This window comes from Loktanella sp. F6476L, assembly GCF_023015725.1.
Classification (GTDB): Bacteria; Pseudomonadota; Alphaproteobacteria; order Rhodobacterales; family Rhodobacteraceae; genus Yoonia.
In genome coordinates, this window is record NZ_JALKAR010000001.1 from 504,653 (window position 1) to 524,679 (window position 20,027).

The 20,027-nt window shown below is 55.9% G+C and carries 17 protein-coding genes; 12 read left to right on the plus strand and 5 right to left on the minus strand.

All coding sequences use genetic code 11. The features are described from left to right. Nucleotides 1–15: 15 nt before the first annotated feature. Nucleotides 16–1,032, minus strand: a complete 1,017-nt coding sequence (locus MWU61_RS02615; protein WP_247126564.1) for an AraC family transcriptional regulator — start codon at nt 1,030–1,032, stop codon at nt 16–18. Nucleotides 1,033–1,144: 112 nt separating this feature from the next. Between MWU61_RS02615 and MWU61_RS02620 the strand changes: the two genes are divergently transcribed. Then, on the plus strand, nt 1,145–2,200 hold the full coding sequence (locus MWU61_RS02620) for a hypothetical protein (protein ID WP_247126566.1): 1,056 nt from the start codon (nt 1,145–1,147) through the stop codon (nt 2,198–2,200). A gap of 43 nt (nt 2,201–2,243) precedes the next feature. On the opposite strand, the gene MWU61_RS02625 is transcribed toward MWU61_RS02620, so the two are convergent. Continuing rightward, nucleotides 2,244–2,993: an SDR family oxidoreductase gene (locus MWU61_RS02625; RefSeq protein WP_247126567.1), complete on the minus strand. Its 750-nt coding sequence runs from the start codon at nt 2,991–2,993 to the stop codon at nt 2,244–2,246. Nucleotides 2,994–3,092: 99 nt separating this feature from the next. Between MWU61_RS02625 and MWU61_RS02630 the strand changes: the two genes are divergently transcribed. Next, complete coding sequence (locus tag MWU61_RS02630; RefSeq protein WP_247126570.1) at nt 3,093–3,986, plus strand: NAD(P)-dependent oxidoreductase; 894 nt, start codon at nt 3,093–3,095, stop codon at nt 3,984–3,986. A gap of 3 nt (nt 3,987–3,989) precedes the next feature. On the opposite strand, the gene MWU61_RS02635 is transcribed toward MWU61_RS02630, so the two are convergent. Then, a complete protein-coding gene (locus tag MWU61_RS02635; RefSeq protein ID WP_247126572.1) occupies nt 3,990–5,117 on the minus strand; it encodes an alpha-hydroxy acid oxidase in 1,128 nt (375 codons plus the stop codon). A gap of 154 nt (nt 5,118–5,271) precedes the next feature. On the opposite strand from MWU61_RS02635, the gene MWU61_RS02640 reads away from it, so the two are divergent. Continuing rightward, the gene (locus MWU61_RS02640) at nt 5,272–7,665 is read left to right on the plus strand and encodes a UvrD-helicase domain-containing protein (protein WP_247126573.1); all 2,394 of its coding nucleotides are present in this window, start codon (nt 5,272–5,274) and stop codon (nt 7,663–7,665) included. On the opposite strand, the gene MWU61_RS02645 is transcribed toward MWU61_RS02640, so the two are convergent. Further along, nucleotides 7,662–8,261, minus strand: coding sequence for a LysE family translocator (locus MWU61_RS02645; RefSeq protein WP_247126575.1), 600 nt, complete (start codon nt 8,259–8,261; stop codon nt 7,662–7,664). The genes MWU61_RS02640 and MWU61_RS02645 overlap by 4 nt on opposite strands. A 125-nt stretch (nt 8,262–8,386) precedes the next feature. Here MWU61_RS02645 and MWU61_RS02650 point away from each other — a divergent pair, with 125 nt between their 5' ends. Continuing rightward, nucleotides 8,387–9,739: a PAS domain-containing methyl-accepting chemotaxis protein gene (locus MWU61_RS02650; protein WP_247126577.1), complete on the plus strand. Its 1,353-nt coding sequence runs from the start codon at nt 8,387–8,389 to the stop codon at nt 9,737–9,739. Between the two features lie 329 nt (nt 9,740–10,068). On the opposite strand, the gene MWU61_RS02655 is transcribed toward MWU61_RS02650, so the two are convergent. Then, on the minus strand, nt 10,069–10,281 hold the full coding sequence (locus tag MWU61_RS02655) for a DUF1127 domain-containing protein (protein ID WP_247126579.1): 213 nt from the start codon (nt 10,279–10,281) through the stop codon (nt 10,069–10,071). Between the two features lie 252 nt (nt 10,282–10,533). On the opposite strand from MWU61_RS02655, the gene MWU61_RS02660 reads away from it, so the two are divergent. From MWU61_RS02660 to mraY, 8 genes are all read left to right on the plus strand, one after another. Further along, complete coding sequence (locus MWU61_RS02660) at nt 10,534–11,619, plus strand: Mrp/NBP35 family ATP-binding protein (protein ID WP_247126581.1); 1,086 nt, start codon at nt 10,534–10,536, stop codon at nt 11,617–11,619. 657 nt (nt 11,620–12,276) lie between these two features. Beyond that, nucleotides 12,277–12,771, plus strand: a complete 495-nt coding sequence (locus tag MWU61_RS02665; protein WP_247126583.1) for a cell division/cell wall cluster transcriptional repressor MraZ — start codon at nt 12,277–12,279, stop codon at nt 12,769–12,771. 5 nt (nt 12,772–12,776) lie between these two features. Further along, the gene (rsmH, locus tag MWU61_RS02670) at nt 12,777–13,760 is read left to right on the plus strand and encodes a 16S rRNA (cytosine(1402)-N(4))-methyltransferase RsmH (RefSeq protein ID WP_247126585.1); all 984 of its coding nucleotides are present in this window, start codon (nt 12,777–12,779) and stop codon (nt 13,758–13,760) included. Next, the gene (locus tag MWU61_RS02675; RefSeq protein WP_247126586.1) at nt 13,760–14,122 is read left to right on the plus strand and encodes a cell division protein FtsL; all 363 of its coding nucleotides are present in this window, start codon (nt 13,760–13,762) and stop codon (nt 14,120–14,122) included. The genes rsmH and MWU61_RS02675 overlap by 1 nt, the downstream gene beginning before the upstream one ends. Then, on the plus strand, nt 14,119–15,903 hold the full coding sequence (locus MWU61_RS02680; protein WP_247126588.1) for a penicillin-binding protein 2: 1,785 nt from the start codon (nt 14,119–14,121) through the stop codon (nt 15,901–15,903). The genes MWU61_RS02675 and MWU61_RS02680 overlap by 4 nt, the downstream gene beginning before the upstream one ends. Nucleotides 15,904–15,918: 15 nt before the next feature. Beyond that, nucleotides 15,919–17,427, plus strand: coding sequence for a UDP-N-acetylmuramoyl-L-alanyl-D-glutamate--2,6-diaminopimelate ligase (locus tag MWU61_RS02685; RefSeq protein ID WP_247126590.1), 1,509 nt, complete (start codon nt 15,919–15,921; stop codon nt 17,425–17,427). Then, the gene (gene murF / locus MWU61_RS02690) at nt 17,424–18,875 is read left to right on the plus strand and encodes a UDP-N-acetylmuramoyl-tripeptide--D-alanyl-D-alanine ligase (RefSeq protein ID WP_247126592.1); all 1,452 of its coding nucleotides are present in this window, start codon (nt 17,424–17,426) and stop codon (nt 18,873–18,875) included. The genes MWU61_RS02685 and murF overlap by 4 nt, the downstream gene beginning before the upstream one ends. Next, on the plus strand, nt 18,876–19,958 hold the full coding sequence (gene mraY / locus MWU61_RS02695) for a phospho-N-acetylmuramoyl-pentapeptide-transferase (protein WP_247126594.1): 1,083 nt from the start codon (nt 18,876–18,878) through the stop codon (nt 19,956–19,958). Nucleotides 19,959–20,027: the final 69 nt, after the last annotated feature.

A 20,027-nucleotide genomic window follows, 5' to 3' on the forward strand; every position in this document is an offset into this window, starting at 1 on the left:
ACTGCGTAGTTTGCGCTAACGCTGCATTGCGGCGCTATTTTTGCGGTTTTGCAGCCATTCGCGCGGGGATTGCCCAGTCACGCGGCGAAATTCAGTGTTGAAATTCGACTTCGTTGAAAATCCCGCAGCAAACATGGCTTGCGTGATTGGCACGTTTTCGTTGGAAATATCCGCGCAGACCGTTTGGATGCGGTAGCCATTGATGAGACGCGACACGTTTTCGCCAGTGCTTTGGTTGATGGCGGCCGACAGTTTTTTCACTGGTACGTGCAGGCGGTGCGCGAGGCGGGTCAGATTGAGGTCCGGATCAAGATACAGCTTTTCGGATTCAAGCAACGCCGTCGCACGAGCGAAAAGTGCGGTCGCTTCTTCATCGGCTGGTTTTGGTGTTGTGGGCGGCGGGGCGTGTTCGACCGTATGCGTGACCGGTTGCGCCAAGCCGATCAGACCGAGACACAATAAGACGACCGCAGAGATGATGTTGACAATGAATGGCACCAAGTCACCGAAGCCCGCGATCACAGCCCCGAAAATGAACACATCAATGGCCGCAGTCGCCAGCAACGTCAGCGCCGTGCCCATCCATAACTTGCGGGCCGTTTCGGTGCTTTCAAGCGGGACATTCGGTAAGGCGTCCGGTCCTTTGGATATCGACCTCAATATCGCGATTCCGTGTCCCGCGAACCAAAGCGCCAGAATGCTATCCAAAGCCACTGGCAGCATGTTCGCGATCACAAGTATGATTGCGGGTCCAGCTACCAAATGAAGTGCATCCCATTTCCACGTGAAAGCACGCTGAGTTGTTGTCACATAGGCAACCCAAGCCATGGCCGCGATCAGGCTCGCGTTGGCGACTTGCAGGTTAACCAGAAACGGATTGGTGACGATATCGTTCAGGGTCGCAATCATCGCCTGTGCCGCACAAAGCGCCAGCAGGATTAACAAAGGTCGTGCCACACCAGTCAGCCAGCCCCGCACAAGGACAAAGCAAAGGATCAGGCTCACAACAACGGGTAGGGGAAGGTTAATCATCAGACGATTTAGTCCTGAAATCGGTTTGCGGACGACCTGAATACGGTTTCAGGACGTATTTTTCCAAGGTGTAGGCAATTGCTGGATCAATGTCACAGGAAAGGACGCAGACATGAGACACATGATGACACTTGGGATTTGCACCGCAGCGACGGTAGCTGGTGCGGCAATGGTTTTGGCCAGCGATACACAAAATGAAGTGGTGGCACAGGGGTATACCGTCCAATCGATCACGGCGCCGCATCGCGATGCACCAATCGAGGTGCACGTTTGGTATCCGACGGACATCACTGCGGCGCCCGAAACCTTCGCAGAAAACGCCTTGTTCGATGGGTTTGAAGCGCAGCTAGACGCACCAGCACTGTCAGGCGAGCATCCCGTCGCGATCTTTTCACATGGGTCGGGCGGCAAAGCAGTCCAAACAGGATGGTTCGCATCGGCCATGGCCGCACAAGGGACCATCGTTGTGTCGACGAACCATCAAGGCACCATGTCACGCGACAGTGACCCGCATCAAACGCCCATGCTCTGGCAACGAACGCGTGATCTGACGGCGGCATTGGATGCGTTAGAGACGGGTGCTTTAGGAGACTTGTCCGCGGATATGGATCGGGTTGCTGCTGTCGGTTTTTCCTTGGGTGGTGCGGCGGCATTGTCATTGGGTGGGGCTGCATTGTCGAAAGACGCCTTTATCCGATATTGCGCACAGCCCATGGAAAAGCCTGATTGCGACTGGATGAATGCAGCGAGTGTCGATTTTGATGCGATCGATGCCACGCTTTACGAAGCGGATTGGACTGACCCAAGGATCGACGCGGTTCTCGCCATTGATCCAGCACTGACACAAGCCATGACAGCTGACGGTCTGGCCGCAATGGATTTACCCGTCATGACGATTGGCTTGGGGACGGCAGATACGATCCCGTTTGCGGTGGATGCATCCCATCTTGGTACAAAACTGCCGGACGCCGCGCATGTCTGGATACCCGAGGCGGCCCATTTCAGTTTTCTGCCAACCTGCGGGATCATCGGGAAAGCGGCAACAGCACTAATGGGCGACGATAATATCTGTTCCGATTGGGGGCTGCGCCACCGCGATGTGATCCATGGCGAGGTTCTAGACGCAGCGGGGCAGTTTTTGGCAGATGTTTTTGCCGAAGATGCTTAGGTAAACGTAGCGGGCAGCAGATCAAACCGCTGCCCGCATCCAACTATATAGAACCGGCTTCCACCATATAGTTGCTTGCAGTGCACATCGCCGCGTCATCCGATGCCAAAAACAGAACCATACGGGCGACATAAACCGGATCAATGAGGTCGGGCAGGCATTGCGATTGCTTATGATTTTCAAGCGCTTCGGGCGTCGTCCACAGCTCTTTTTGACGCTCTGTCATGATCCATCCGGGAACGACGGTATTCACACGAATACGATCACGTCCCAAATCGCGGGCCATGGTGCGGGTCAGGCCATGCACGGCGGCTTTCGCTGTGGCGTAGGCGGGGAAGTTCCCGACGGCTTCCCACCAGCTGTTTGAACCAAGGTTGATGATTGACCCGCCACCCGCCGAAATCATGCCAGGCGCGACAGCTTGCATCGTGAAAAACATATGGCGCAGGTTCGTATCCATACGTTCGTCCCAGTATTCAGGACTGACGTCTTTCCAATCATGCCGATCATCGCGGGCGGCGTTATTGGCAAGCACAAGGAAATCACCCACTTGCGATGCCAGTTCTGCAATTGCAGCCTGCGTGGCGGCGACGTCGCGCAAATCGCATAGGGCGTAGGCGGCCCCTGTTTCTGCGGCGACTTTTGCACTGGCGTCTGCATCACGATCAAGGAATGCGACCTTGGCACCTTGTTCGGCAAATGCGGCGACGGTCATGGCGCCGATCCCGCTGGCCCCGCCTGTGACTAGAACAGGTTTGTTGCGCAAGCTGGGGTAGGTCGCGAAGTCTGGCATGGGTGATCCTCCTCAAATGTTGTGCAAACCCTAGAACAGGTTGCGGGATAGAACCAGCAGGGGCACAGTCATCTCAAATGGGTTGGAGGAAATGACTAAATGGCACAGGACGTTGTTGGATTCGTAGGCGTAGGCCTGATGGGGCATGGGATGGCCAAGAACATCTTGGGCACTGGGTTCGAAGTGCACGTGATCGCGCACCGGAACAGAGGGCCAGTGGACGATCTGGTCGGGCAGGGCGCGCAGGAGGCCAGCAGTCTCGCCGATCTCGCGGCCGCCGCATCAATCATCCACATCTGCGCACCGGGATCGCCGCAGGTCGAAGCCATCGTCACATCGCTTTTGCCGACTTTGGCAGAGGGCAGTGTCATTGTGGATTGTTCGACGTCTGATCCAACGTCTACTGCGAAACTGGGAGAGATATTGGGTGAAAAAGGATGCTTTATGGCCGACGCGCCATTGGGCGGCACACCCGTGCAGGCCGAAGCAGGGGAACTTGCGACAATGGTTGGGGCGTCTGAAGACACATTTGCGCGGATCAAACCGGTGCTTGATGCGTGGGCTGGTACGATTGTGCATATGGGCGACGTCGGCGCTGGGCATAAGATGAAGCTGCTCAACAACATGCTCGCGATGGGCTATGCGGCGATGTATTCCGAAGCGCTGGCACTGTCCGAAAAGGTCGGGATCACCACGGAACAGTTTGATAGCGTGATCCGCGGTAGCCGGATGGACTGCGGGTTTTATCAGACGTTCATGGGATACGCAGTCGAGGGTAACGCGGAGGCTCACAAGTTTACGATTACCAATGCGTTGAAAGACATGCGGTATCTTGAGGCCATGGCGGATAGCGTTAACCTTGCGAACCCCGTTGGGAATGCGATCAAGAACAGCCTTGCCATGGCGCACGCCGATGGGGGCGATGGCCCAGAAAACTACGTCCCGCATCTGGTGGATTACGTCGCCAAACGAAATGGGGCGAAGCGCAACTAACGCCTAGATCACACGGTCGGGCAGTTCGGCGAGACGGTGCGCGCCGATCTGGCCCATGTTGGCGATCATATCTTGCCGCAAAATATCAACAACATGGGCGGCCCCCGGTTCGCCCATAGCACCTAGGCCGTAATGGAACGCTCGGCCCAGCATAACAAAATCCGCACCCAGTGCGAGCGCACGCATGATATCGAGACCGCTTTGCACGCCGCTGTCGAAAATAATTGGCAGATTGGTCGCCGCGCGGATCGCTGGCAGCACTTCGATCGTCGCGGGGGCCGCATCAAATTGACGACCCGCGTGGTTACTAATCCAGATCGCATCGACCCCTTTCGACGTGGGCGCTGTGACATCCTTTGCGTCCAACACCCCTTTGATAATCAGCGGTCCATCCCATTCAGCCCGCAACATATCGACATAGTCCCAATCAGGAGACGTGCGCAGCAGATATCCAACGTGCTGGTTTGAGGGCAGCGTTGTCGTTTGTTCGGCGTAACTGTCCATCAGTTTCATGCGGGGCATGCCGGTTTTGCGAATGCCGTCCAGCCATGCTGGACAAAGCGCCGCCTGCAGCGCCAAGCGCGGCGTCAGGTGCGGCGGTTGTTGCAATCCACCGCGTGTTTGCCGTTCGCGGCGTGACGCGACGGGCACGTCGACTGTCATCACAAGCGTATGAAATCCGGCATCTTTCGCACGTTTCAGCATATCTGCACGAATACCCGCGTCACGTGGGGGGTAAATCTGGAACCAGCCTTGACCACCGTGATGATCTGCGACGTCCTCTGGCGTTTGGGTTGCGACTGTTGAAATCGTGTAGGGGATCGCTTCTTTCGCGGCGGTACGTGCCAACATCTGTTCCGCGCCTGGCCAAATCAGGCCCGACATACCCACGGGGGCGATTCCGAACGGCAGTGGATATTCTCGGTTAAGAAACGTCGTCGAAAGGTCTGGTGTAAACACGCCGTGCAGGATCGAAGGTTGAAACAGGACGTCGTCCAGCTTTTTCCGGTTACGCTTCAACGTGGCCTCTGTCCCTGTGCCACTGTCCAGATATTCCCAAACGAAATGTGGAATACGGCGCTGGGCGCGGGCTTTTAGGTCGGAAATGGCGGGAAAACGATCGTGGCTCATGGCGGTACCGTATGGGGGAAGGCGCGTTTGGGGCAAGCATTCAGGTGCGTTGTTTTGGACGGATGAAAGCGGAAGGTCGCGAAGATGTAAAACCCGCAGAACAGACCGCGAACATTAGGGTTTTAACGTGTACGGATTCGCGGTAACATGCAGCATGAGCAATTTTTCCGATGAAGATGCCTTCGAGGCAGCGTCCGTTCCTTTGTCCCAGCGCGCGATGGCCAGTCGCGGTGCGCCGTATCTGGACGGGTTGAACCCCGCCCAACGCGAAGCGGTTGAGGTGTTGGATGGTCCTGTGCTGATGTTGGCTGGTGCGGGCACCGGTAAGACGAAAGCGTTGACCACGCGGATTGGGCATTTGCTGGCGACGGGGACTGCGCGTCCGCACGAGATTTTGGCGGTCACATTTACGAACAAAGCCGCCCGCGAAATGAAGAACCGTGTGGGTCAGATGATGGGCGAGGCCGTGGAAGGCATGCCGTGGCTCGGCACCTTCCATTCGGTCTGTGCCAAACTGCTGCGGCGTCACGCTGAACTGGTTGGGCTGAAGTCGAACTTTACCATTCTGGACACCGACGATCAGCTGCGTCTGCTCAAACAATTGATCCGCGCCGATGGCATTGACGAAAAACGCTGGCCGCCGCGTATGTTGTCGGGGATCATCGACAACTGGAAAAACAAGGCGCTGACGCCAGACAATATTCCTACCGCTGATGGCGGTGCCTTTGATCACAAAGGGGTGGCGCTTTATGCCGCCTACCAGCAACGTCTTAAGGACCTGAACGCCGTCGATTTTGGCGATATTCTGCTGCATATGGTTGTGATCTTTCAGCAGAACCAAGACATCCTAGATCAATATCAACGTTGGTTCCGCTATATTTTGGTGGACGAATATCAAGATACCAACGTGGCCCAATATCTGTGGCTGCGGTTGTTGGCGAGCAAACATAAAAATATCTGTTGCGTCGGTGATGACGATCAGTCGATCTACGGCTGGCGCGGTGCCGAAGTTGGCAACATCCTACGGTTTGAAAAAGATTTCCCCGGCGCTGTGGTGGTCCGGTTGGAACAAAACTACCGATCCACGCCGCATATTTTGGCGGCTGCGTCCGGCGTAATTGCGGGCAACAAGGGGCGTTTGGGCAAGGAATTGTGGACCGCCGAAGAAGACGGCGAAAAGGTGCGCCTGATCGGCCATTGGGACGGCGAAGAAGAAGCGCGCTGGATCGGCGAAGAAATCGAGGCGATGCAGCGCGGCACACGTGGTCTGGATAAAATAAGCCCCGACAATATGGCGATTTTGGTCCGTGCGTCGCATCAGATGCGTGCGTTCGAAGACCGCTTTTTGACGATTGGCCTGCCGTACCGCGTCATCGGCGGCCCGCGCTTCTACGAACGGCTCGAGATCCGCGATGCCATGGGCTATTTCCGGCTCGCCGTGTCTCAAGACGATGATCTGGCGTTTGAACGCATCGTAAATACCCCCAAGCGAGGTCTTGGTGACAAAGCTGTGCAGACGATCCAAATGGCCGCACGTGAAAGTGGCGTGTCACTGGTGGAAGGCGCACGTATTTGCGTACAAGAAAAACGGCTTGGCGGTAAGGGACTGAAAGAACTGACGATCTTGGTCGATGGCTTGGACCGTTGGCATGCCCAAGTGATGGCCGAGGCCGACACACATGTTGAATTGGCCGAGATGATCCTTGATGAATCCGGCTACACCGGCTTCTGGCAAAACGACAAAACGCCGGAAGCACCGGGTCGGTTGGAAAACCTTAAGGAACTTGTCAAAGCGCTTGAGAATTTCGAGAATCTGCAAGGGTTTCTCGAACACGTCAGCCTGATCATGGATAACGAGACCGAAGAGCAGGGCGAGAAAGTCAGCATCATGACGTTGCACGCCGCCAAAGGGCTCGAATTTCCGGCAGTGTTCTTGCCCGGTTGGGAAGACGGGTTGTTCCCGTCGCAAAGGTCAATGGACGAAAGCGGGGTCAAAGGGCTCGAGGAAGAACGCCGTTTGGCCTACGTCGGCATCACCCGCGCTGAACAGATTTGTACGATTTCATTTGCCGCAAACCGGCGTGTCTATGGCCAGTGGCAGTCGGCGCTGCCGTCGCGATTCATTGACGAATTGCCAGAGGACCACGTCGACGTTCTAACCCCACCGGGTCTGTACGGCGGCGGATTTGGGGCGGCTGGCATGGCCGCGAGCGCATCGCCCGCGACCCAAGCCGCAATGGGGTCGGATCTGCATGACAAGGCCGCGAACGCGGACGTTTATAACTCACCCGGTTGGCGCAGGCTGCAGACGCGCAGCCAACAACGCGGTGTGGCCCAGCCCGCTGCAGCCAAAAACATGACGATTGATCTGGACGCCGTCAGCGCATTCACAACCGGCGATCGCGTATTCCATCAGAAATTTGGGTACGGCGAAGTCATGGGGATTGAGGGCGACAAGCTTGAGATCGAATTTGACAAAGCCGGTTCCAAACACGTTGTGGCGCGCTTTGTCGTGAATGCGGCCCAAGCGGACGATGTGCCGTTCTAGTGGGTCAAGACAGGGTAGAGCGACAATAGTAATAGTACGGCCATCGTGATGTTGAAGCTGCGCAACCGGCGCGGCGTCCGCAACAAGCGCCTGACTTGCACGCCAAGCCACGCCCAGACGGATACGGACGGCAGGTTCGTTGCGGCAAAGACTGCGGCGACAGTCAGGGCGCCAACCCAGACACCGTTTTCTTGCGGGGCGTAGTTGGTGATGGCTGTAATCGCCATGAACCACGCTTTCGGGTTCACCCATTGAAAGGCGGCGGCCTGCATAAACGTAAAGGGTGATCCGGTGACCGATTTCGCCTCGGGCGGCACCGCATTTGCAATCTTCCATGCCAGCCAGACCATGTAACCAACGCTTAGCACCTTCAGAATAGTGTTTAAGACCGGATAGGTGACAAAAACCTGCAGCAGAATGACGCCGACCATCGTGACCATAAATGCGTGGCCCAAAGAAATTCCCAACATATGCGGGATTGTGCGGCGCAGTCCGAAATTCGCACCAGATGCCATCAACATAAGATTATTTGGACCGGGGGTAATGGAGCTGACGAAGGAAAATGTCATCAGGGCGATTAGAATTTCTTGGGTCATCTTGACACCTTATGCCGACATGCAAGGCAATGGCGAGCCGCTAAGTGGCGCGATGTTTCAAGTTAAGGATATCTCAACAGTGAAGCCCCATTCTGCCAGCTTATGATCAGAATAGGACGGACATGATGTTGCGATTTAGATCGGCGGCGACGGAAGCACAGAAATCCTGGCCCGAAGGTTTGCGTGTGGCCGTTGATCGGGTCATGGCCGTGATCTGGTTCGAAACGGATGGGACAATTATCGAAGCCAACGCGAACTTCTGCAATCTCATGGGCTATGATCAGACGGACGTCATCGGGAAGCCGCACAGCATGTTTGTGGAACCGTCATTCGCGCAAAACGCTGAGTACAGGGATTTCTGGGCCACTTTGCGCGCAGGTGACGTTCACGAAGGCGAATTTCGGCGGCTAACAAAATCCAATCAGGCCGTCTGGATTAAGGCGTACTATAATCCTGTCTTTGATGAAAACGGTCAGGTTGTCCGCATTGTTAAGGTCGCAACAGATGTGACAGCGCAGCGGCAGGCGACAACAGATTTGTCCAATGGGTTGCAGTCTTTGTCAGACGGGGATCTGTCCGTGCGGTTACCAGCTGCGACATTGCCGCTGTTCGCGCCGATTAATGCGCAATTCAACGCGACGATGGACCGGTTGGAACAGCTGGTCAGTTCCATCAACAGCGTGTCCCGCGGGTTGGAAACGGAATCAAACGAGATTGCGCGCAATGCACAAGATTTGGCGCACCGCGGTGAAGCGCAAGCGGCCACCTTGGAAGAAACCGCCGCAACGCTTGAAGAAATATCAAGTGCTGTGCAGCAAACCGCATTGAATGCACAACAGGCGACGTCATTCGCCCAAGAAGCTGCTGGCAATTCCGGCACAGGAACGCGCGTCGTGTCTGATGCGATTGCCGCAATGCAGGAAATCAAAGACGGGTCAGGTGAAATCGGGAAAATCATTGAAGTCATCGATTCCATTTCTTTCCAAACGAATCTACTGGCGCTGAACGCGGGGATCGAAGCTGCGCGGGCCGGCGATGCTGGCAAGGGGTTCGCCGTTGTCGCCAACGAGATTCGCGCTTTGGCACAACGCACGGCAGAAGCGGCACGCGATATTTCGGAACTGATCGTACGCAGCAATGCAAATGTCGCGTCTGGCTCTGATCTGGTTGATCAAACAGGCGCATCTTTGGGGCTGATCGGAAATGAACTGGATCAGGTTGTGACAAACATCAAAGAGATTTCACAAGCTGCATTAGAGCAGTCAGAGGGGTTGGCTGCGGTGAACGCAGCCACGTCGCAAATTGATAACACGACCCAAAAGAACGCAGCGTTGGCGGATAAGAGTGCGCACAGTGCGGCAAAGCTTGCGCAGGGGGCTTCAAAACTACGGGAATTGGTGAGCTTCTTTCAGGCGTCACAGGCCAATGACCAATCTCACAATCAAGATACGGAAATGGTGTTTCGCCGAACGGCTTAGGTTTGACCTGCCGACAGGACGTAAAAAAACCGCAGTGCCCGGGAGGAGGTGGGCGCTGCGGTTCTCTTATTTGTGCCCACGACCACGGGAGGAGGTGTGGTGTAGGCGACGAGAGCAGCTTAACCCGGGAGGAGGTGGGCTGGACCGCTCTATCTCGGCTAGTCGGGAGGAGGTGACATCGCCGAAAATCTGTTTTTTGAGGTGTCCGACGACATCCGGGAGGAGGTGGATGTCGTCGGTCCTTCAAGTGTCCCGGTCATATCTGGGAGGAAGTAGACCGGGGATATCGGATCATTCATTCTGGGAGGAGAGAAGTGATCCGAATGCGATTATTTCTGCGCTGCGTCCAGTGCGATCCGCTTGATCATGGAACGGTGGATGCCGAGGTCAGCCAGTTCACGGTTTGTGAGGGACTGAAGTTCGTTGTATGTTGTTTTGTACAACTTGCGCTGCGCGTATGCTTCGCTGATGTTCGCGAAAAGCGCTGTTGCGCGGTCTGCAAGTGTTACTGTCGCTGTGCGGTTCTCAGTGATAAATGCCATCGTCTTCGTCTTTCGTTTGCGTCGTTCGGCGGGAGGTGCCGTTCTTTCTGTTGTGACTGTTATGTGGGATTTTGCTGCATCTGCACAATATTCAAATCGGCATTGCTGCTATGCAGAAAATGCATGAGCAATACTGACCTATTGTCTTGAACCTGTCACAAATTGCCTTACGGGGCCCGCGTTGTCTTGCGAATTGCCTCAAATCTGTGAAACAGGCTTCTAGATTGTGCAATTTCAGAAAGAGGCAGAGCGATGTCAGTCACACGTGACCAAGTTTTAGGCGCATTGGGCGCAGTTACGTTGCCGGGCGGCGAATCTATCGTTGCGCGCGACATGGTACGGGCGTTGACAATAGAAGGTAGTACCGTCCGTTTCGTGATCGAAGCGCCGACTCCAGAAGAAGCAAGCCGCATGGGCGGCGTCCGAACTGCCGCGCAGGCGGTCGTGTCAAATCTGGCAGGCGTTGAAAGCGTGTCTGTTGTCTTGACGGCGCACGGGCCTGCGACCCCTGCGGCGGCACCAAAGGGTGAACCACCAGCACTGAAGGTCGGACGTCACCCAACACCGCAGGCTGGTCCTGCGAAGGTAACCGGTGTTGACCGCATCCTTGCGATCGGGTCTGGCAAGGGCGGTGTGGGGAAATCGACCGTTTCTTCGAACCTTGCCGTGGCGCTTGCCAAAGAGGGGCGTCGCGTCGGTTTGTTGGACGCTGATATATATGGTCCGAGCCAGCCGCGCATGATGGGCGTCAATCAGCGCCCCGGTTCGCCAGACGGCAAGACTATTATACCACTCAAAGCGCATGGCGTGACGATGATGTCGATTGGGCTGATGGTAGATCCTGACAAGGCTGTCGTTTGGCGCGGTCCTATGTTGATGGGCGCCTTGCAGCAGATGCTAGGGCAGGTGGAATGGGGCGAGCTTGACGTTCTCATCGTCGACCTGCCGCCTGGGACCGGCGATGTGCAGCTAACATTGTGCCAAAAGACGGAACTGACTGGCGCTGTTGTCGTCAGCACGCCGCAAGATGTGGCGCTGCTGGATGCGCGTAAGGCACTTGATATGTTCAAGTCGCTCAACACGCCTGTCCTCGGCCTGATCGAGAACATGTCGACGTTCCATTGTCCGAATTGCGGTCACGAAAGCCATATCTTTGGTCACGGTGGCGTAACAGCTGAGGCCGAGAAGATCGGCGTGCCGATGCTTGGCGCGTTGCCGATTGATTTGGACACGCGGCTGGCGGGCGACGCAGGAACACCAATTGCGGCGGGGGACAGCCCGATGGCCGAAGCGTACCGTCAATTGGCGCGGCGTTTCATTGACGGTGGCATGGCGTAACCGGACCGCCAAAGTAATCGAAATAGAAAACCCTCGCGTCAGGCGGGGGTTTTTTTGATTCTGGGAATTCATGGGGCGTTTGGGAAATTATGGAATCTTAGTGGGCAAGTTTGGGATTCGATAAGATTCGCATCGAATACAACACGCGATCCGAGGCACTCGGCGCTTTTAAATGTCCAAAAAGCAAAGAAATTCAAAAAAATTGGGAATTTTGTGCACCACAATATATGCTGCTGTGGATAACTCTGATCCCGAATTTATCCTTTATTAACTGACAAGAATGTTACCTACCTCGAAACGGCGCATACTATATGTTGTTTTTGGGGTGTTCGAAAAACATCATATGGTTCCATGAAATCCCAAAAAGGTGTTGATCGGTGGGCGAACATAGGTCACAACATAAGCACGGCAACGACGAGAACATGACAACAAGGGGCGAAAAAGAACCCCACCGGCAAAAGCAGGTTTCATACAGGCCTCGTCATTACCGAACGAAGAGATCCGGCGCGTGAGCGAGCAGACATCCCCCCAGGTGGCGCGCGCAGCTGGACGAGCCCGATAAGGGCAGAAGGTGGCGAATTGAGCAGTGGCAGCAGCTCAGTTCGCCATTTTCACATCTAACGCCGATTTGGGCACATCAGAGAGGACCAAGGGACAGTGGTCTTGAGTTTTACAGGCGAACACACCCAAAAGGTGGACAGTAAGGGACGCATGTCGATCCCTGCTGATTTTCGTCGTGTGCTTGAGGCTGGCGATCCCGAATGGACCACTGGCCTATCTCCCCGCATGTATCTTCTTTATGGCGATCACCTGAAAAATGAACTGCACGGCTATACGGTCGAAGAGTTCAACAAGGTCGTCGATCAAATCAACGCATTGCCCCGTGGGTCTGACGCGAAAAAACGCCTGTCCCGGCTGTTTATCGGTCAATCCATCAAGCTGGACGTTGATAAGGATGGTCGCACTGTCATGCCCATCAAGCAGCGCCAAAAGCTGGGCCTGAAAGATGGTGAGCTGTATTTCAGCGGCCTTGGTGATCACTTCGAGATTTGGAAAGCCGAAACCTATACCGAGGAAGTCGGCGATAACATGGCCGATTGGCTTGAAGGGCAGGGCGACGACTTTGATCCGCTCAGCCTGTTGGACGGATAAAGAATATGTCAGCTGCCGCAGACCAAAACGACCCTCACATTCCTGTCCTGATCCGGCCGCTTATCCAAGCGGTCGCACCTGTCTCTGGCGTTTGGCTGGATGGCACGTTCGGGGCGGGGGGGTACACACGTGAATTGCTGGCCGCCGGCGCGGATAAAGTGATCGGGGTGGATCGCGATCCATTGGCGTTTGAATTGGCCGAACCGTGGACCAAAGATTTTGGCGACCGCATTGAACTGGTTGAGGGCGTGTTTTCACGGCTCGACGAATACGCGTCTGATCTGGACGGTATCGTGTTGGATCTGGGTGTATCGTCGATGCAGTTGGATTTGGCCGAACGTGGCTTTTCATTCATGCGCGACGGTCCTTTGGATATGCGTATGTCGCAGGACGGCTTGTCGGCCGCGGACATCTGCAACACCTATGATGAAGAAGAAATCGCCAGCATTATCTTCCTGTATGGCGAAGAACGCGCATCGCGTCGCATTGCCAAAGCCATCGTTGCGGCGCGTCCGTTAGAAACAACGCTAGAGCTCGCCAAGATTGTCGAGGGCTGTTTGCCACGTTCAAAGCCCGGTCAATCGCATCCCGCGACGCGGACGTTCCAAGCGCTACGGATTGCGGTGAACAACGAATATGGTGAGTTAGCAGAGGGCCTTATGGCCGCTGAACGTGCGCTCAAACCCGGTGGGCAACTGGCTGTTGTGACGTTCCATTCGGTCGAAGATCGCATGGTCAAACGGTTCTTGCAGGCCCGTGGTGGTGGGATGGCCAATGCCAACCGCTATGCGCCCGCGACTGAAGAAATCGCTGCGGCCTTCAAGGTGACAAAGCGCAAGGCTATCGGGCCGGATGAACAAGAATTAGCTGAAAACCCAAGATCACGTTCCGCGAAACTGCGCGTGGCCACCAGAACAGACGTTCCGGCGGCGGACATTGATCCAGCGGACTTGGGGATGCCAATGAAGAAGAAAAAGGGAAAACGGTGATGCGGGGGCTCATGTTGTTTGTGGGGGCCATTATGGTGATGGCGCTGGGGTTTTGGTCATATCAAGAGAACTACAAAACCCGTGACGCGATTTCCGAGGTCCGCAAGTTGCACCGCGAAATCGGTGCGGCGCATGAACGTATCGGCATGTTGCGTGCGGAATGGGCTTACCTGAACCGTCCGGATCGCCTGCGTGATTTGGCAGAACTGAATTATGAACGTCTTGGCCTTCTACCATTGATGCCGGATGCATTCGGTCAGGTTGACCACATCATCTATCCATTGCCGGAAATCCTGCCGATCACTGATCCGATTGACGTCAACAACTACGTTCCAGAACCAACCGACGAGGATCCGCTATGATCCGCACGCCCCTGCGCCCGCTTGCCCGTATCCTCAAAGCCCGTGATCAGGGCGAAGACACGAAAGCGATTGAAAAAGAGAACATCCGCCTGCGTCATGAAGAAATGGCTGATCAGGCACGAATGCGGGCCGAAGGGCGTTTGCTTGTTCTTGGGGCTGCATTCTTTGTGGCGTTTATGACGATTGGTCTGCGCATGGGCACGCTTGCGGGCACCGTCGCGGAAGAACCGCGTGCGGTTGCCAACGGTAATCCCATCATTGGCCAGCGGTCTGATATTGTGGACCGCAACGGGCGGATCATGGCCACGAACCTTGAGACATTCAGCCTTTATGCCCACCCGCAAGACATGGTTGATCCTGCTAACGCAGCGACGCAGCTGGCCGCCATTTTCCCAGAAATGGACGAAAAAGAACTGCTCGAAGATTTTACGGGTTCGCGCAAATTTCTGTGGGTCCGCAGACAGTTAAGCCCTGAGCAGATGCAGCAGGTCCACGATATCGGCTCTCCGGGGTTGTTGTTTGGCCCGCGTGAAATGCGGCTCTATCCAAACGGTCCGGTTGCTGCACACATCCTCGGTGGTGCGTCCTACGGGCGTGAAGGGGTGGCTAGCGCCGAAGTTATCGGTGTGGCAGGCGTTGAACGTCAGTTCGACAATTTCCTGCGTGATCCGGCAAGCGAAGGTGCGCCGCTGGAACTGTCGCTCGACTTGACCGTGCAGGCCACGACCGAGGAAGTGTTGCACGGCGGTATGACGTTGATGAACGCCAAAGGTGCGGCATCCGTATTGATGGACGTGTACACAGGCGAAATCATCGCGATGGCGTCTTTGCCGGACTTCGACCCTAATAACCGCCCGCAGGTTTTGTTGACGGGCGATCAATCAGACAGCCCATTGTTTAACCGTGCGGTGCAGGGGGTGTATGAACTCGGCTCGACTTTCAAAATCTTCGCGGTAGCACAGGCCATGGAACTTGGTTTGATCAACGCGAACACGATGATCGATACTAAAGGTCCGCTAACGTGGGGTCGTTTCCGCATTCGCGATTTCCACGACTACGGGGCGCAATTGTCCGCAACGGACGTCATCGTGAAGTCGTCCAACATCGGCACCGCTCGCATTGCATTGCAATTAGGTGGCACCCGTCAACGCGATTTTCTGGGTGAACTCGGCTTCTTAGAGGCCACACCAGTTGAAATGATCGAAGCGCCGTCAGGTGCGCCATTACTACCGCGTAACTGGTCTGAAATCTCAACGATGACAATCTCTTACGGGCACGGTATTTCGACGTCTCCGCTGCATTTGGCGGCAGGATACGCATCGCTTTTGAACGGCGGTACGAAGGTTGAACCGACATTGCTGCGTCAACATCATCCGCAAAACGGTGAACGTATCGTCAGTGAACGTGTGTCTCGTGCATCCCGCGATATGTTGCGGGCTGTGGTTGAACGCGGAACAGCGTCCTTTGGCGAAGTTTTGGGCTACGAAGTGGGCGGCAAGACAGGAACAGCGGACAAGCCGCGCGAAAATGGCGGTGGTTACTACGACGATAAGGTGATTTCGACCTTCGCCAGCGTGTTCCCTGCTGACAACCCGCGCTATGTTCTGATTGTGACGCTGGATGAACCGTCTGAAAATTCGGGCGATAAGCCACGCCGGACTGCCGGTTGGACCGCTGTACCTGTCGCCGCAGAGATGATCCGCCGTGTTGCACCGCTGCTTGGCCTCAGACCAGAGATTGAAACCCTCCAGCCCGTTGGTGTAACACTGACCTCAAACTAATACTGAGGGTCGGACATGGGCAGTCAACAACATCAGGCGGCGTCGCTTGCAAGCTTGGGGCTGCGTGCCGCGGCTGGCCGTGAAGCAGATATTACAGGCCTCACGGTTGATAGTCGGGCGGTTATGCCGGGCATGTTGTTTGCGGCATTACCGGGTGCGAAAGTGCATGGCGCGTCCTTTATCGGAAAAGCGCTGGCTGACGGTGCAGCGGCCATTTTAACGGATCAGGACGGTGCCGCGCTGGCGGCAGAGGTTCTGACGCAATCTGATGCCGCACTGATCGTCGCCCAAGACCCACGTCAGACATTGGCCCAGACCGCGTCGCTCTGGTTTGGCCCGCATCCTGCGAACGTCGTGGCGGTGACCGGAACAAACGGAAAAACATCCGTCTCGACCTTCTGTCGTCAGATCTGGGAAATCATGGGCTGTTCGGCAGTGAATCTTGGCACGACCGGCGTCGAAGGATCGTGGACCTATCCGCTCAGCCACACAACGCCTGAGCCCATTACACTGCACCGCGTCATGGCCGACGCGGCCCGCAATGGCATCACGCACACAGCGATGGAAGCATCATCGCACGGTCTTGATCAGCGCCGCCTTGATGGGGTGATGCTGTCGGCGGCGGGGTTTACGAACTTCACGCAAGATCACCTAGATTACCACGAAACATTTGAAGCTTACTTTGAAGCCAAAATGGGTCTGTTCACCCGCGTTTTGTCCGAAGATGGCGTTGCAGTCGTGAACCTTGATGACCCCAAAGGCGACGAAGTCGCGAGCCTGTGCACGTCGCGCGGCCAAGAAGTCATCGGCGTTGGCCGTCACCCTGACGCGCAATTACAATTGACCGGACAACGCTTTGATTCTGTTGGCCAAGATGTGTTGTTCAAATGGCAGGGCACTCGCTACCAGACCCGCCTTGATCTGATTGGCGGGTTCCAAGCCGAAAACGTTTTGCTGGCGGCAGGGCTGTGCATCGCATCGGGGTCTGAACCCAACGATGTGATCGACGCGCTGCAAGAACTGACAACCGTGCGTGGCCGGATGGAGCTTGCGGCGACCCGTGATAACGGCGCTGCCGTCTTCGTCGATTATGCCCATACGCCGGACGCAGTCGCGACCGCGCTGAAAGCAATGCGCCCGCATGTGATGGGCCGCATTGTGGTGATCGTGGGCGCTGGTGGCGATCGTGACACATCGAAACGCCCATTGATGGGAGCGGCTGCGGCCCAGCATGCAGATGTGGTGATCGTAACAGACGATAACCCACGTTCCGAAGACCCCGCGAGCATTCGTGCCGCCGTCATGGCTGGCGCATTGAACGGCGTTGGAACGCCGTCGGTGACTGAAATCGGTGACAGGGCAGAAGCGATTTTGCGCGGCGTAGATTCGCTGGCACCCGGTGATGCGTTGTTGATCGCGGGCAAGGGCCACGAAAGTGGCCAAACTGTCGGCGATACCGTTTTGCCGTTTGACGATGTGGAACAAGCCAGCGTCGCTGTCGCGGCCTTGGAGGGCAAGATATGACGCTTTGGACCTCTGCGGATGCAGCCGCGGCCACGGGTGGCAAGACCACATCTGACTGGGTGGCCAACGGCGTTTCAATCGACACCCGCACGATCCAAGAAGGCGACTTGTTTGTTGCCCTGAAGGACGTCCGCGACGGGCATGACTTTGTTGCGATGGCGTTGGACAAAGGGGCGGCAGCAGCACTTGTGACGCATCGCCCTGAAGGCGTTGCAGACGACGCGCCTTTACTGATTGTGTCCGACGTTTTGGTCGCGTTGGAACAGCTTGGGTCCGCAGCACGCACCCGCACGAATGCCCGTGTGATTGGGATCACCGGATCCGTCGGCAAAACGTCCACCAAAGAAATGATGCGGACCGTGTTGGAGGCACAGGGCAAGACCCACGCCTCTGTCGCGTCTTACAACAACCATTGGGGCGTGCCGTTGACGCTCGCGCGGATGCCTGCCGACACGGATTACGCGATCATCGAGATCGGGATGAGCAATCCGGGCGAAATCGCGCCGCTGTCCAAGATGGCTAAGCCGCATGTGGCGATGATCACGACCGTGGCGGCGGCACATTTGGAAGCGTTTGAAGACCTGTCAGGGATTGCCGTTGAGAAGGCGTCGATCATGGATGGGCTGAAGTCCGGTGGCATCGCAATTTTGAACGGCGATATCGAAACAGCGCATGTGCTGCGGGATCATTTGGGCCAGAATACTGGCGTCTGGTTCGGCCATGGACCGCAAAGTGATTGGAAAATCAACGATGTACGGGTCACACCTGATGCAACGGTGATTCAAGCACATGGCGCAGGGGAAGATTATCTTTTCAAGCTCTCTGTCCCCGGGCGTCATTTTGCGATGAATGCGGTTGGGGTTTTGGCGGCGGTCAAAGCGCTTGGTGCTGACCCGATGCAAGCCGCACTTTCCATCGCGGGATGGTCACCCGTCGAAGGGCGCGGCACCCGAGAAGTTGTGACGATCGACAGCGGTATCGAACATGGTACGATTGACCTGATCGACGACGCCTTTAACGCCAACCCAACGTCCATGACAGCCTCACTAGAAGTGCTGGCCGCGACACAACCCATTGATAATGTGGGACGTATTATCAAGGGACGGCGCATTGCTGTGCTGGGTGATATGCTGGAACTTGGGCCTGATGAGACGGCTAATCACCGCGATTTGAGCGAAAACGAGCACCTCCAAACTTTGGACGTGGTGCATTGTGTTGGGCCGCGGATGAAACATCTTTGGGACGCATTGCCCGAAGAGCAACGCGGCGAATGGCGCGAAACCGCTGCGGATGTGGCTGCGATTGCCAACACGCTGGTGGACGCGGGGGATGTGATCCTTGTGAAAGGGTCAAAAGGCAGCAAAGTCAGCCTTGTCGTTGACGCGATCCGTAAACTGGGGCATCGCGATGCTGCGCAATCAAAAACCGACCAAGAAGGACGAGTGTAAATGTTATATTGGCTGACGGCCCTGTCTGACGGCGGTGATTTTTTCAACCTTTTCAGATACATCACCTTCCGAGCCGGTGGCGCGTTTCTGACTGCGCTGACATTTGGTTTCATCTTTGGCCTGCCATTGATCAACGTGCTGCGCAAGCGTCAGGGCAAGGGTCAGCCGATCCGCGAAGATGGTCCTGAAGGGCATTTTGTGAAAGCTGGAACGCCAACCATGGGCGGTTTGCTGATTGTGGGCGCGTTAACCACGTCAACGCTGCTTTGGGCGCGGTTGGATAACCCCTATGTCTGGATGGTTTTGTTTGTCACATTGTCCTACGCGGCCATCGGGTTTGCGGACGATTATGCGAAAGTATCCAAGCAAAACACCGCTGGTGTGTCGGGGCGTGTGCGTCTTGGTCTTGGCTTCCTGATTGCCGCAATTGCTGGTCTTTGGGCTGCGTATTTCCATCCGGCTGAACTGTCGAACCAGCTTGCCGTGCCGATTTTCAAAGACCTTTTGTTCAACATGTCGTTCCTGTTTGTCCCGTTCGCAGTCATCGTGATTGTGGGCGCTGCGAACGCGGTTAATTTGACTGACGGGTTGGACGGTTTGGCGATTATGCCGGTTATGATCGCGGCGGGAACCTTTGGAATTATTGCATATTTTGTTGGTCGGGTCGATTTCTCGGAAAGCCTTGGTCTGCACTATGTGCCCGATTCAGGAGAAATTCTGATCTTCTGCGCTGGACTGATCGGCGGTGGTTTGGGCTTTCTTTGGTACAACGCGCCACCCGCTGCGGTGTTCATGGGTGACACCGGATCGCTGGCGCTTGGCGGCGCTTTGGGCGCCATTGCTGTGGCCACGAAACACGAGATCGTTTTGGCAATTGTCGGCGGCCTGTTTGTGGTCGAGGCGCTGTCTGTGATCATCCAAGTGCTGTACTTCAAAGCCACTGGGAAACGCGTGTTCTTGATGGCCCCGATCCACCACCATTACGAGAAAAAGGGATGGGCAGAATCGACGATTGTGATCCGGTTCTGGATTATTTCGTTAATCCTCGCGATGATCGGTTTGGCGACGCTGAAAGTCCGCTAAACTGCTTGTGATTTGGGTGCACAATGCGTGCACAACCCGTGCACTGCGATGTCGTGTCGTGCCGCATGG

Coding starts and splice junctions, on each gene's coding strand:
- MWU61_RS02615 (WP_247126564.1), bottom strand. CDS start 1,032: ATGATTAACCTTCCCCTACCCGTTGTTGTGAGCCTGATCCTTTGCTTT.
- MWU61_RS02630 (WP_247126570.1), top strand. CDS start 3,093: ATGGCACAGGACGTTGTTGGATTCGTAGGCGTAGGCCTGATGGGGCAT.
- MWU61_RS02640 (WP_247126573.1), top strand. CDS start 5,272: ATGAGCAATTTTTCCGATGAAGATGCCTTCGAGGCAGCGTCCGTTCCT.
- MWU61_RS02680 (WP_247126588.1), top strand. CDS start 14,119: ATGATCCGCACGCCCCTGCGCCCGCTTGCCCGTATCCTCAAAGCCCGT.
- MWU61_RS02635 (WP_247126572.1), bottom strand. CDS start 5,117: ATGAGCCACGATCGTTTTCCCGCCATTTCCGACCTAAAAGCCCGCGCC.
- mraY (WP_247126594.1), top strand. CDS start 18,876: ATGTTATATTGGCTGACGGCCCTGTCTGACGGCGGTGATTTTTTCAAC.
- MWU61_RS02620 (WP_247126566.1), top strand. CDS start 1,145: ATGAGACACATGATGACACTTGGGATTTGCACCGCAGCGACGGTAGCT.
- MWU61_RS02660 (WP_247126581.1), top strand. CDS start 10,534: ATGTCAGTCACACGTGACCAAGTTTTAGGCGCATTGGGCGCAGTTACG.
- rsmH (WP_247126585.1), top strand. CDS start 12,777: ATGTCAGCTGCCGCAGACCAAAACGACCCTCACATTCCTGTCCTGATC.
- MWU61_RS02655 (WP_247126579.1), bottom strand. CDS start 10,281: ATGGCATTTATCACTGAGAACCGCACAGCGACAGTAACACTTGCAGAC.
- murF (WP_247126592.1), top strand. CDS start 17,424: ATGACGCTTTGGACCTCTGCGGATGCAGCCGCGGCCACGGGTGGCAAG.
- MWU61_RS02645 (WP_247126575.1), bottom strand. CDS start 8,261: ATGACCCAAGAAATTCTAATCGCCCTGATGACATTTTCCTTCGTCAGC.
- MWU61_RS02625 (WP_247126567.1), bottom strand. CDS start 2,993: ATGCCAGACTTCGCGACCTACCCCAGCTTGCGCAACAAACCTGTTCTA.
- MWU61_RS02675 (WP_247126586.1), top strand. CDS start 13,760: ATGCGGGGGCTCATGTTGTTTGTGGGGGCCATTATGGTGATGGCGCTG.
- MWU61_RS02685 (WP_247126590.1), top strand. CDS start 15,919: ATGGGCAGTCAACAACATCAGGCGGCGTCGCTTGCAAGCTTGGGGCTG.
- MWU61_RS02650 (WP_247126577.1), top strand. CDS start 8,387: ATGTTGCGATTTAGATCGGCGGCGACGGAAGCACAGAAATCCTGGCCC.